The organism is Sediminimonas sp. (genome assembly GCF_024637375.1).
Lineage (GTDB): Bacteria > Pseudomonadota > Alphaproteobacteria > Rhodobacterales > Rhodobacteraceae > Sediminimonas.
On record NZ_JAGXFK010000069.1, the window covers coordinates 1 to 11,852 of the forward strand.

General features: G+C 66.8%; 12 protein-coding genes. 9 read left to right on the forward strand and 3 right to left on the reverse strand.

Features of this window, described 5'->3' with window-relative positions; translation table 11 throughout:
* The 5 genes from Q0L89_RS11295 to folP form a co-directional block, all read left to right on the forward strand.
* A partial coding sequence (locus Q0L89_RS11295; protein ID WP_296765080.1) for a DUF6456 domain-containing protein occupies window positions 1-493 on the forward strand: 493 nt, incomplete at its 5' end.
* Window positions 494-591: 98 nt separating this feature from the next.
* Window positions 592-1,338, forward strand: a complete 747-nt coding sequence (locus Q0L89_RS11300) for an RNA methyltransferase (protein WP_296765082.1) — start codon at window positions 592-594, stop codon at window positions 1,336-1,338.
* Between the two features lie 117 nt (window positions 1,339-1,455).
* A complete protein-coding gene (locus Q0L89_RS11305; protein WP_296765084.1) occupies window positions 1,456-2,076 on the forward strand; it encodes a cell wall hydrolase in 621 nt (206 codons plus the stop codon).
* Between the two features lie 141 nt (window positions 2,077-2,217).
* Window positions 2,218-3,135 carry a dihydroneopterin aldolase gene (locus Q0L89_RS11310; RefSeq protein WP_296765086.1) on the forward strand — a complete coding sequence of 306 codons (918 nt, stop codon included), beginning with the start codon at window positions 2,218-2,220 and terminating at the stop codon, window positions 3,133-3,135.
* A 54-nt stretch (window positions 3,136-3,189) separates the two neighbouring features.
* Window positions 3,190-4,206 carry a dihydropteroate synthase gene (folP, locus tag Q0L89_RS11315; protein ID WP_296765088.1) on the forward strand — a complete coding sequence of 339 codons (1,017 nt, stop codon included), beginning with the start codon at window positions 3,190-3,192 and terminating at the stop codon, window positions 4,204-4,206.
* Here folP and Q0L89_RS11320 read toward each other — a convergent pair.
* Window positions 4,166-5,095 carry a DMT family transporter gene (locus tag Q0L89_RS11320; RefSeq protein WP_296765091.1) on the reverse strand — a complete coding sequence of 310 codons (930 nt, stop codon included), beginning with the start codon at window positions 5,093-5,095 and terminating at the stop codon, window positions 4,166-4,168. The two genes, folP and Q0L89_RS11320, sit on opposite strands and share 41 nt — an antisense overlap.
* A gap of 153 nt (window positions 5,096-5,248) precedes the next feature.
* Here Q0L89_RS11320 and Q0L89_RS11325 point away from each other — a divergent pair, with 153 nt between their 5' ends.
* Entirely contained in the window at window positions 5,249-6,070 is an 822-nt protein-coding gene (locus Q0L89_RS11325) for a DUF2189 domain-containing protein (RefSeq protein ID WP_296765094.1), read from the forward strand.
* Between the two features lie 5 nt (window positions 6,071-6,075).
* Here Q0L89_RS11325 and ilvN read toward each other — a convergent pair whose 3' ends face one another.
* Both ilvN and Q0L89_RS11335 read right to left on the reverse strand, forming a co-directional pair.
* On the reverse strand, window positions 6,076-6,636 hold the full coding sequence (ilvN, locus tag Q0L89_RS11330) for an acetolactate synthase small subunit (RefSeq protein ID WP_296765097.1): 561 nt from the start codon (window positions 6,634-6,636) through the stop codon (window positions 6,076-6,078).
* Window positions 6,637-6,733: 97 nt separating this feature from the next.
* Window positions 6,734-8,488 carry an acetolactate synthase 3 large subunit gene (locus Q0L89_RS11335; RefSeq protein ID WP_296765099.1) on the reverse strand — a complete coding sequence of 585 codons (1,755 nt, stop codon included), beginning with the start codon at window positions 8,486-8,488 and terminating at the stop codon, window positions 6,734-6,736.
* Between the two features lie 600 nt (window positions 8,489-9,088).
* Here Q0L89_RS11335 and Q0L89_RS11340 point away from each other — a divergent pair.
* The 3 genes from Q0L89_RS11340 to Q0L89_RS11350 form a co-directional block, all read left to right on the forward strand.
* The gene (locus Q0L89_RS11340; protein ID WP_296765102.1) at window positions 9,089-10,174 is read left to right on the forward strand and encodes a TRAP transporter substrate-binding protein; all 1,086 of its coding nucleotides are present in this window, start codon (window positions 9,089-9,091) and stop codon (window positions 10,172-10,174) included.
* Window positions 10,175-10,300: 126 nt separating this feature from the next.
* Window positions 10,301-11,227 carry a C4-dicarboxylate ABC transporter permease gene (locus Q0L89_RS11345; RefSeq protein WP_296765105.1) on the forward strand — a complete coding sequence of 309 codons (927 nt, stop codon included), beginning with the start codon at window positions 10,301-10,303 and terminating at the stop codon, window positions 11,225-11,227.
* 20 nt (window positions 11,228-11,247) lie between these two features.
* The coding region (locus Q0L89_RS11350; RefSeq protein WP_296765108.1) for a TRAP transporter large permease subunit at window positions 11,248-11,852 on the forward strand (605 nt) is incomplete at its 3' end.

Here is an 11,852-nt window from a genome sequence, read left to right on the forward strand (position 1 = left end):
AGGCCGGCCCGGCGGCGCCGGTGATGCGGCCGTCCCGCCCGCGCAAGACGGCGGGCGCATGCGCTACAGCGCCCCCGATTCCCCCGTCGCGGCCCTGGCGCGGCGCCGCGACAGGGATGGTGGGCCGTTCCTGTCCGAGGCGCTTGTCACCGCCGCCGAACGCTTGCGCGAGGATTTCGAACTGGCCCGCATGGCCGAGTCGGCGGCAGGCGGCTGGGAAAGCCTGGTCACCGCGCCGCCCCCGGCGGTGGACGCACGCGAGGCGCCTGGCCCATCGGCGGCGCGCCGCCGGGTGGCGCGCGCGCTGCACGAGCTTGGGCCGGGGCTGGGCGATATCGCGCTGCGCTGCTGCTGCTACCAGGAGGGGCTGGAAACGGCCGAGAAACGGCTGGGCTGGTCGGCGCGTTCGGCCAAGGTGGTGCTGCGCATCGCGTTGCAGCGGCTCAGCGCGCATTACCGGGCGCTCGGCCCCGCGGGCGGCCTGATCGGCTGAACCGAACCGGCACCGGGGCAATTGGGGGTTTCCCGGCGGCCCGGATGCGCGTATCACCGCGTCCGCGTCGCTTCCAACCGCCCGAGGTTTCCCCCCGCATGCCCACCGACAGGCCGCAACCCAGTTTCGTCCTCGTGCGCCCGCAAATGGGCGAGAACATCGGCGCCGCGGCGCGGGCGATGTGGAATTTCGGGCTCGACCGCATGCGCGTGGTGGCGCCGCGCGACGGCTGGCCCAACCCGCGCGCCGTGGCCATGGCCAGCGGCGCCGGGCGCCTGCTGGACGAGGCGCGTCTTCATGACGATCTGCCGGGGGCGGTGGCCGATGCCGGCTTTGTCTATGCCACCACCGCGCGGGCGCGCGGGCTGACCAAGCCTGTCTTCACCCCCGAAGCCGCGATGGCCGACGCCGCGGCGCGGATCGCCGCCGGCGACCGGGTGGCGGTGCTGTTCGGGCCCGAGCGCGCGGGACTGGAAAACGAAGACGTCGCCCGCGCCAACGCGGTCATCTCGGTGCCGGTGAACCCGGATTTCCCGTCTCTGAACCTGGCGCAATGCGTGCTGCTCATGGGCTATGAATGGCGCCGGGCCGCAAGCGATGCGCCGGTTGCCTCATCAATGCAAACCGGCGCCACCGACCGCGCCAGCGCCGGCGACGTCGCACGCCTGGCCGATCATTACGAAGAGCGGCTCGACGAGGCGGGGTTCTTCTTTCCCGAAACCAAGGCCGCCGGCATGAAGACCAACCTGCGCAATCTGTGGAGCCGCATGCCCCTGACCCGCGCCGATGTGCAGATATTGCACGGCATCATGCGCCAGATGGTACGCTGGAAAGAGCGCGGCTAGATACCCGTTCGCGGTGCGGGCGCATGCGCCGCACAGGGGTGGGCTGGACGCGCCGCGAAAATTTCGGTAATAGCGACCGGTGAACTGGCAAGGGGCAGCGCCCCGGGGGATGTCGAGATGCGCAAATGTCTGACGGCGCTTGTTGTGCTTGTGCTGGGGGCGCCCGCGGTCGCGGCGGACACGGCGTACAAGGAAGTGATCGCGACCGAGCGCCAGGGCCTCGGATCGGTCACGTTATCACGGCTGGAGCGGCTTTTGCTGCGCGACACCGATTCGGACGGGGTGCGCTATTCCCGGCAATGGCTGGATCGGCTTCCGCCCGCCAAGGGCGGGGCGCAATGGCAGTGCCTGACCGAGGCGCTGTATTTCGAGGCGCGCGGCGAAACCGTCAAGGGGCAGTTCGCCGTCGCCGAGGTGATCATGAACCGCGCCGAAAGCGCACGGTTTCCCGGCTCGGTCTGCGGGGTGGTCAAGCAGGGCACCGGTGCCAAGCACCGCTGCCAGTTCAGCTATAGCTGCGACGGCCTGCCCGAAACCATGACCGAGGCCGCCGCCGTCCGCCGCGCCGGCAAGATCGCCCGACTGATGGTGGATGGCGCCGCGCGCCCGCTGACCGAGGGCGCGACCTATTACCACGCCAAGTCGGTCAAGCCGCGCTGGGCGCGCAAGTTCGCGCGCACCGCCACCATCGGCGTGCACCATTTCTACAAGCCGCAGGTCGAGCTTTCGCAAAACTGACCCCGCGCGCGCCCCCTGCGGTATGGCGCTTTCCGTCCCTGTGGCGCCGCAACCGGGCCTTGCCGCCGGCGCCGCGCGCGGTAGGGTAGGGACGTCTGATCGCACCCCCACCCCTTACCCGACGCCTGCCCGGAGATCGGCATGAGCAACGAAATCCAATGGGCCTTCGGTCACCCCTCCGAACGCGCCGAGGCCACCGCCGGCGACAGCACGCTCGACCGGATATCGCTGCGCGATCACATCGTCGAGGCCGAGATCGGCGCCTTCCAGGCCGAGCGCGGCACGACGCAGCGGATCCGCTTCAACATCGTGGTCGAGGTGCGCCCCGCCGCGGCCTGCCTTGACGATGATGTGGACCGCATCCTGTCCTACGACAAGGTGACCGACGCGATCGCCCACGAACTGGCCGAGGAGCGGCTCAACCTGCTGGAAACCCTGGCCGAACGGGTGGCCGAGCGCATCCTTCTGGAGCCGCCGGCGGCGCGCGTCTTCGTGCGCATTGAAAAGCTCGACCGCGGGCCCGGCGCCCTGGGCGTCGAGATCGTGCGCGCCGCACACCCGCGCGTGCAGGCGATGCCCGAGGACCGGCCCCATCCGCAGGTGGTCTACCTGTCGAACGCCGCCATTGCCTCGCCACACCTGTCGGCGTGGATCGACCAGTTGGAGGCCGAACATCGCCCCACCATCCTGTGCGTCGGCCCGGCGGATGTGCCCGCGCCGCAGGCCGGCGCGACGCTGGCGCAGCGCCGCATCGACCTGCTGGCCATCGAGCAGAACGCCTGGGTGCTGGCGGGGCGCGACGCCCGCTGCGTGGTGGTCAATTCCCGCACCGAGCTGGACTGGGCCATGCGCCACGACCAGATCAGCGTCTGGGCGCCGTCCAAGATCGTGCTCGATGCGGTCGACGGCCCCTCGGCCAGCCCCCGCGACGCGCTGGCGCTGGTGCTGTGGTTCGCCCGCCAGATGCAGGCCGCCGACATGGTGGTGATCGGCGAAGAGCTGCCCGACGCGCCCGACCTGCCGCTGCGCGCCGTGGCCTCGGACGTGCGGGTGCTGTAGCGCCGGCGGCCCCGCCCCCTTGCAAGCGCGGCCCCGAATGGGCAAGAGACGCCGATGAGCCAGTATTACCGTCCCATCCCGCAGACCGACCCGCACCGCGCTCCCGGCGCACTGACGCTTGCGGGCGGCTGGACGTGGTTCGACACCGTCGAGGTGCTGTCGCGCGACGCGCCCCCGAGGCTGATCGCGGCGGCCGATCTGCCCGATGATGTGCGGACGCGCCTGTGCGCGCCGCGCGCGCCCGTCGCTGGCATGGGGCTGGACGCACCGCGCCTGATGGGCATCCTCAACGTCACGCCCGACAGTTTCTCGGACGGCGGCGCGCACGCGGCCGCCGACGCGGCGCTGGACCACGCCCGCACCATGGCCCGCGACGGCGCCGACATCATCGACGTGGGCGGCGAATCCACCCGCCCCGGCGCGACCGAGATCGCCGTGGACGAGGAACGGCGCCGCACCGTCCCGGTGATCGCCGCAATGCGCGCGGAAGGGCTGACGACGCCGGTCTCCATCGACACCCGCAAGCGTGCCGTCGCGCAGGCCGCGGTGGATGCCGGGGCGGGCATGGTCAACGACGTGTCCGGGTTCACCTTCGACACGGGGCTCGCGGGCTATTGCGCCGAGGCCGGTTTGCCGGTTTGCGTCATGCACGCGCAGGGCGATCCGCAGACCATGCAGCGCGCCCCGCGCTACGATGACGTGCTGCTCGATGTCTACGACTTCCTTGCCGCGCGCGCGGCCGCGCTGGAGTCGGCGGGCATCCCCCGCGCCCGCATTGTCATCGACCCCGGCATCGGGTTCGGCAAGACCCGGGCGCACAACCTGGCGCTGCTGGCGCGGTTGTCTCTGTTTCATTCGCTGGGGTGCGCGGTTTTGCTGGGCGCCTCGCGCAAGCGGTTCATCGGCGACATCTCGGGCGTCGGCGACGCCGGCGCGCGCGTCCATGGCTCGATCGCCGTGGGACTTGGCGCGGTGGCGCAGGGGGTGCAGATTCTGCGCGTGCACGACGTGGCCGAAACCACTGCGGCGCTCAGCTTGTGGTGGGCGGTGCAGGCGGGCGGCGACCGCTGAGCAGGGCGCGCAGGCTGTTCCACTGGCTGATCGCCAGCCCGATCAGGATCAGCGCCAGCGCCACGAAAAAGCGCGGCGGCAGTACCTCGCCCAGAACCACGGTGCCGAACACCATCGACCACAGTGGCACCTGGTAGTTGACCAGCGTCATGAACACCGACCCGGCGCTGCGGATCACGTGCACCCTGATCAGTGCCGCCAGTGCGGTGGGTACCAGACCCAAAAACACGATCGCCAGACCGCTGCGCGCCCCCGTCCAGCCGGGCACGCCCTCGATGGCCAGCATCAGCGGCACCATGACCGCGGCGCCCACCGAAAGCGACATCGCGGCAAGCGTGATCGGGTCGATGGGCGGGCAGCGCCGCGTCAGCACCGAGGCGACCGAATAGCTCAGCGCGGCGCCGATGCACGCCAGTTGCCCCAGTACCGAGACATCGCTGCCGATGGCGCGCAGCCCCGGCCCGATCAGCACCGCTGCGCCGACGAAACCGGTGGTCACGCCGACCAGGCGGCGCAGGTGCATCGGTTCGTCCGAAAAGATGTGCGCCAGCGGCAGCACGAACAGCGGCATCGCCGCCATCGAAATACCGGCAAAGGCCGAAGGAACGTGCTGCTGCCCCCAGCTGAGCAGGAAGAACGGCAGCGCCGTCGACAGCACCCCGATCGCCGCCAGGTAGCCCCAGCTCTGCAGGCCACCGGTGGGCATCGGCCGGTGCATCGCGCGCATCAGCCCAAGCAGCGCCAGCGCCCCCAGCGAGGTGCGCGCGCAGGCCACGGTAATCGGGCCGTACCCCTCCAGCGCGATGCTGACCACCATGAAGGTGCCACCCCAGATCAGCCCGAGCGCGGCGATCGACAACCAGTTGGAAAGGGTGGGTTGCGCGGTCATGGCAACGATTGAGCATGCCGCCGCGGCGATGTCCAGAGCGCCCCGCAGCGTCTGTGCGCCGCACCCACGGGGGACCGCGTGCGGCAAGGCTTGATTAACAGGGCAATTATCGCTTCTGTAGAGACCGGAGGAGAGTTCGCGGGAGGAAACCGAATGCCCTACAACCCCCAGATGGGCGCACCACCCCTTGGGATGGTCGATTTTGCGATGCTTCGCGAAGCCCTGCGCCGCGCGCACGCCGACATGCGGCGGGCACCGGGCTACGGGCTGCTGTTCTCGGGGGTCTACGTGGTCTTCGGCTGGCTATTGGCGCTGGTCACCTGGGCCACCGGGCAAACCTACTGGCTGGTGTTCGCGGCGGTGGGGTTTCCGCTTTTCGGGCCCTTCGCGGCGGTGGGCCTCTACGAGGTCAGCCGCCGGCTGGAGCAGGGGCTGGCGATGGATGCCTACCGCATCCTCGGTGTCGTCGCGCTGCAGTCGCGCCGGCAGTTGCCGTCGATCTGCGCGATCATCATCTTTCTGTTCCTGTTCTGGTTCTTCATCGCCCACATGATCTTTGCGTTGTTCATGGGGCTCAGCACGATGACAAACATATCAACATCTTACGGCGTGTTCTTCACGTTAAACGGGGTGGCGATGCTGGGCGTGGGCACGGCTGTCGGGGCGGCGTTCGCGCTGCTTCTCTACATGATCACTGTGATCGCGCTGCCGCTGCTGCTGGATCGCGAGGTCGATTACGTGACCGCCATGATCGCCAGTTTCCAGACCGTGCTTTCCAGCATGGTGCCGATGCTGGCCTGGGCGGTCTTCATCGCCGTGGTCACCTTCGTGGCGATGGTGCCGGCCTTCCTGGGGCTGTTCGTGGTGCTGCCGCTGCTGGGCCACGCAACATGGCACCTCTATCGGCTGGTCGTCGAGGCGGGGGCGGAAGACGCCGCCGATTCGGTGCAGGACGACGGCCCGCAGACCGCCTGAGCCGCTCACTCGCCGCGCGACAGCGCCGCGACGCCGGTGCGCGCCACCTCGGCTAGGCCCAGCGGCCGCATGAGGTTGGCGAAGGCGTCGATCTTGTCGGGGGTGCCGGTGATCTCGAACACGAAGCTGGCAAGCGTGCTGTCGACCACGTTGGCGCGGAAGATGTCGGCCAGGCGCAGCGCCTCGACGCGCTTGTCGCCCTGGCACACGACCTTGAACAGCGCCAGTTCGCGCTCGACCGAGGGGCCTTCGACGCTCAGATCATGCACATCGTGGACCGGCACGATCCGGCCCAGCTGCGCCTTGATCTGCTCGATCACTTGCGGCGTGCCGGTGGTGACGATGGTGATCCGGCTGGTGTGGCCGGTATGGTCGACCTCGGCCACGGTCAGGCTGTCGATGTTGTAGCCGCGCCCGGAAAACAGCCCGATGACGCGCGCCAGCACGCCCGGTTCGTTATCGACGGTGACGGCAAGGGTGTGGGTTTCCTGCACGTCCGAGAATTGCGGCCGCAGGTTGTAGGCCGAATGCTTGGTGGAACCTTTTTCGATGTTGAGGGCCGACATGTGGTGTTCCTTTCTGTCGCCGCGCAGGGGCTAGTCTTCATCTTTCCGGAAATACTCTCGGGGGTGTGGGGGGCAGACAGCCCCCCACTGTGCCCGCTCAGACCAGCACCGCGCCGCCTTCGCGGATCGCGTCATGGGTGCTGGCCTCGCCCAGCAGCATGTTGTTGTGCGGCTCTCCGCTCGGGATCATCGGGAAGCAGTTCTCGTGCTTTTCCACCAGGCAATCGAAGACCACCGGCCCGTCGTGGTCGAGCATTTCCATGATCGCGTCGTCGAGGTCGGCGGGGTCGCTGCACTTGATGCCCTTGGCGCCGAAGGCCTCGGCCAGCTTGACGAAATCGGGCAGCGATTCCGACCACGAATGCGAATAGCGTTCACCATGCAGCAATTCCTGCCACTGGCGCACCATGCCGAGGCGCTCGTTGTTGAGGATGAACTGCTTGACCGGCAGGCGGTATTGCGCGGCGGTGCCCAGTTCCTGCATGTTCATCAGCCACGACGCCTCGCCGGCGACGTTGATGACCAGCGCCTCGGGATGCGCCATCTGCACCCCGATCGAGGCCGGAAAGCCATAGCCCATGGTGCCCAGCCCGCCGCTGGTCATCCAGCGGTTGGGGGCCTCGAACCCCATGAACTGCGCCGCCCACATCTGGTGCTGGCCGACCTCGGTGCAGACATAGCGGTCGCGCTCGCGGGTCAGCGCCTCCAGCCGCGACAGCGCGTGCTGCGGGCGGATGACGTTGCCGGTCTGGCTGAATTTCAGGCAATCGACCTTGCGCCAGTCCTCGATCCGGTCCCACCATTCGGCCAGCCCGGCCTTGTCGGTCTTGCGGCCGCGCGCCTTCCAGACCTTGAGGATGTCTTCCAGAACGTGGCCCACGTCGCCGACGATGGGGATGTCGGTCTTGATCACCTTGTTGATCGACGACGGGTCGATGTCGATATGCGCCTTGATGCTGTCGGGGCTGAACGCGTCGAGGCGCCCGGTGATCCGGTCGTCGAAGCGCGCGCCGATGGCGATCAGCAGGTCGCAGTCGTGCATGGCCATGTTGGCCTCGTAAAGCCCGTGCATGCCCAGCATGCCCATCCACGCCTTGCCGCTGGCGGGGTAGGCGCCCAGCCCCATCAGGGTGCTGGTGATCGGCGCGCCGGTGGCATCGACCAGTTCGCGCAGCAATTGCGCGGCGGCCGGCCCCGAGTTGATGACCCCGCCGCCGGTGTAGAAAATCGGCTTCTTCGCCGTCTCGATCGCGGCGACCAGTTGGGTGATCGCCTCCATGTCGCCCTTGACCCGCGGTTGGTAGTGCGATGTGCGCGCCTTTTGCGGGGCGATATAGGTGCCGGTGGCGAACTGCACGTCCTTGGGAATGTCGATCAGCACCGGCCCCGGGCGCCCCGACGTGGCGACGTGGAACGCCTCGTGCAGCGTGCCGGCCAGCGCGTCGGTGTCCTTGACCAGCCAGTTGTGCTTGGTGCACGGGCGGGTGATCCCCACGGTATCGGCCTCCTGGAAGGCGTCGGTGCCGATCATGAACGTGGGCACCTGCCCGGTCAGCACCACCAGCGGGATCGAATCCATCAGCGCGTCGGTGATGCCGGTCACCGCGTTGGTGGCCCCCGGCCCCGAGGTGACCAGCACGACACCGGGTTTCCCGGTGGAGCGGGCGTAGCCTTCGGCGGCATGGACCGCGCCCTGCTCGTGGCGCACGAGGACGTGGCGAATGCTGTTTTGCTGGAAAATCTCGTCATAAATCGGCAGTACGGCACCGCCGGGATACCCGAACACGACGTCCACGCCCTGATCCATGAGGGCCTGAACCACCATTTTCGCTCCGGTCATCTGACGTGTCATGCTTTTGCTCCGTTGCCGACGTCGTTCTTGTCAATAAAAAACCCCCGAGGGTGTCGGGGGCGCATGGGGTCGGGATATGGTGTCCGTTACCGGCCCATGCGCCAAGTGTCTACAATTACCACGATGGTTGCCATGTGCGGGACTCCGGTTTCGCGGCGCCGACATTAGGAGGGGGGGCAGGGGGCGTCAACCGCGAAAATGTCCGCGTGGCCGCATGATATGTCGCGTGGCGAGGGAAATCTTGCCCAATCTTGCGCGATGTCGCAGGCAACGGGAAGAAAGCGCATCGCGGCGCGGCGCGGCAGCGGTGCAGGTCCGGCGCGTGCGGGTTCGGGTTTCAAAGGCGGCGGCGCGCCAACATGATTCGTCTTCGCCGGGGCGCGCCGCGAGGCGGCGGAGGCGCCCGGTCCGGTCGCGGGCGGGGCGAAATGGGGGTGTCGGCGCAGGGGCGCATGAAAAAATCCGCAACGTCGTATGTTCATTAGTATTACTAGGTATTCCCTCAACGCATTCCTGCCGTTAGTGTCCGACACACTTGAAACGATCCGCGCAAACCCGCTAAGGGTTGCGCATCAACAAAACTTTGGGAGGAACCACTCAATGGATCGTCGTTCTTTTTTGACAACTTCTGCCGTCGGCGGCGCCGCGGCCGCAGCCAGCGGCCTGGCCGCGCCGGCCTATGCGCAGGGCAAGCGCACGCTGACCTTGGTCACCACATGGGGCCGGGGCCTGGCCGGTGTGTTCGACAGTGCTCAGTACTGTGCTGACATGATCACCGCCGCCACCGATGGTCAGTTGACCGTGGAGGTCAAGGCTGCCGGTGAACTGGTTGGCGCGTTCGAGGTGTTTGATGCCGTGTCTTCGGGGCAGGCCGACATGTATCACGGCGTGGACTACTACTTCATGGGGCAGCACCCCGCGCTGTCGTTCTTCAGCCAGGTGCCGTTCGGCATGACCTACCAGGAATTCAACAACTGGTTCTATCATGCCGGTGGCAGGGATCTTGCCGACGAACTCTACAGCATCTTCGGGCTGAAGTTCTTCCCCGCCGGCAGCACCGGCCCGCAATCGGGCGGCTGGTTCAACAAGGAAATCAACAGCCCCGATGATTTCCAGGGCCTGAAATTCCGCATGCCCGGCCAAGGCGGCCAGGTTCTCGGCAAGCTGGGCGCCAGCGTCCAGAACATTCCCGGCGCCGAAGTGTATCAGGCACTGTCCTCGGGCGCCATCGACGGCACCGAGTGGATTGGCCCCTGGGCGGACGAGAAGGCCGGCTTCCAGGAGATCACCAAGATCTACTACACCGCCGGTTTCCATGAACCCGGCCCGATGCTCAGCCTGAACACCAACCTCGATGTGTTCGAAAGCCTGACGGACGCACAGCGTACCGTGATCGAGCAGGTCGCGGGCGCATCGAGCAGCTGGACCATGGCGTTGTTCATGGCCAACAACTCGGCCGCGCTTGGCCGTCTCCAGTCCGGTGGCGTCAAGGTGATGGAATTCCCCGACAGTGTCTGGGATGCGTTCGGCGCCGCCTCGAAAGAGGTTATCGAGGGCCCGATGGATGATCCCATCTACAAGGACTGCTACGACAGCTACATGAAATCGCTGCAATCCTCTGCTGCCTGGGGCAGCCGGTCGGAAGGCGCCTACACCGCCCAGCGAAACCGTGTGATCGGGATTTAACCGGATCAGTCCCCGTTGCTGCGTCCCCGCCCTGGCGCGGGGGCGCATTTTTCGTAGCCGCGGGGGCGCACGCAACGGCGGGCGGACTCAGGGATATGAGTCGCCGCATATAAACAGGGGCCTGTCATGGAAGATGCTGCCACGAACAGCGGGTTCGGAGTTCTGTTGGATTGGCTCGCCTGGCTGTTCCAGAACATCGCCATGGCGTTCTACAACCTTGCCTACGCGGTCAGTCACCCGCAGCTGTGGCTCGACTGGTCCGACAAGCAGTCGATCTCGCGCTTTGTCTACTACGGCGGGTCGTCGGAATTCTTTTTCGTGGTTTTCACGACGGTCCTGATCGTCGTTGCCATCGGCATGTTTTACAATCGTTTCCTGTGGCAGGTCGTGCGCTTGCTCGAGGGCTTTGCCAACACCGTCGGCCGCTTCTTTGCCTGGGCCGGGCTGTTGATGGTCATCCAGCAGGTCGTCATCGTGGTGATGCAGCGCATCTTCAGCCGCCCCGACATCGTGATCGGGCTGGGCATCCCCATCGAGTTCGACATCAGTTGGTACGCTGAGGAACTCAAGCTCTACAACGCCATGGTGGTCGCGCTTTGCGCCAGCTACACCTTCGTGCAGGGCGGGCATGTGCGGGTCGATCTGTTCTATGCCGGCGCCCGGTTCCGCACCAAGAAGGTGATCGACATGCTCGGCTCGCTGCTGTTCATGATGCCGCTGTCGATCATGGTGTGGATGTATGGCTGGTTCTATCTGTGGCGCTATCTGATCGTGCCCAACCCGTCGGCCAGCGACACGCTGGAGCGGATGTTGACGAAGTCGCGCGCGCTGCGCTGGAACGTCGAGACCATCAGCTTTTCGCCCAACGGGTTCTCGGCCTATTTCCTGTTCAAGATCCTGCTGGTGTGTCTGGCCGGCATGATCTTCATCCAGGCCGTCGCGTTCTTCTGCCGCTCGTTCCTTGAGTTCAAGGAAGGCGAGGGCAGTTCGGGAAAATACCTCGACCGGGATTCCCTGGACGAGGGAGAAGAAGCCTATGAGGGCACACACTGACAGTCAGGGGCAGTTGAACCATGCTATTTGGACTTGATGGCGTCGAGATCGGCCTGATCATCGTGGCGCTGTGCCTGTTTGGGGGCATCATGTCGGGCTTTCCGGTCGCCTTCGCGATCGGTGGTGCCGGTGTCATTTCCTTCGGGATCATCGCCGCGCTCGACAGCTCCGGGCTGCTGGTGCACCAGGCGATCGACCAGTCGTCCAACGCGTTCCAGACCCTGGTCAATAGCGGCGTCAGGCCGGAATCGATATCCATATTCCGATACCCGGACTTGCCGCGCATCGCCCAGCCCGTGTTCGAGCGCGGTTGGGAAACGGCGATGGATCGCAACGTGTCCTTCATCGTCAACCGTATCAACCAGCGGGTGCTGGCCGGGGCGTCGATCGAGACCCTGCTGGCGGTTCTGATGTTCGTGCTGATGGGCATCACGCTGGAGCGATCAAAGATCGCCAACGACCTGCTGACCACCATGGCGCGGGTGTTCGGGCCTCTTCCCGGCGGTCTGGCCGTTTCGGTCGTGGTGGTGGGGGCGTTCCTGGCCGCATCGACGGGCATCGTCGGTGCGACGGTGGTGACCAGGGGCCTGCTGTCGCTGCCCACCATGTTGCGCCACGGCTACAC

Bases quoted from the DNA above. Each gene is read 5' to 3' on its own strand.
- Q0L89_RS11325 (WP_296765094.1), top strand. From the start codon at position 5,249: ATGCCCTACAACCCCCAGATGGGCGCACCACCCCTTGGGATGGTCGAT.
- Q0L89_RS11300 (WP_296765082.1), top strand. From the start codon at position 592: ATGCCCACCGACAGGCCGCAACCCAGTTTCGTCCTCGTGCGCCCGCAA.
- Q0L89_RS11320 (WP_296765091.1), bottom strand. From the start codon at position 5,095: ATGACCGCGCAACCCACCCTTTCCAACTGGTTGTCGATCGCCGCGCTC.
- Q0L89_RS11310 (WP_296765086.1), top strand. From the start codon at position 2,218: ATGAGCAACGAAATCCAATGGGCCTTCGGTCACCCCTCCGAACGCGCC.
- Q0L89_RS11335 (WP_296765099.1), bottom strand. From the start codon at position 8,488: ATGACACGTCAGATGACCGGAGCGAAAATGGTGGTTCAGGCCCTCATG.
- Q0L89_RS11305 (WP_296765084.1), top strand. From the start codon at position 1,456: ATGCGCAAATGTCTGACGGCGCTTGTTGTGCTTGTGCTGGGGGCGCCC.
- Q0L89_RS11345 (WP_296765105.1), top strand. From the start codon at position 10,301: ATGGAAGATGCTGCCACGAACAGCGGGTTCGGAGTTCTGTTGGATTGG.
- Q0L89_RS11340 (WP_296765102.1), top strand. From the start codon at position 9,089: ATGGATCGTCGTTCTTTTTTGACAACTTCTGCCGTCGGCGGCGCCGCG.
- folP (WP_296765088.1), top strand. From the start codon at position 3,190: ATGAGCCAGTATTACCGTCCCATCCCGCAGACCGACCCGCACCGCGCT.
- ilvN (WP_296765097.1), bottom strand. From the start codon at position 6,636: ATGTCGGCCCTCAACATCGAAAAAGGTTCCACCAAGCATTCGGCCTAC.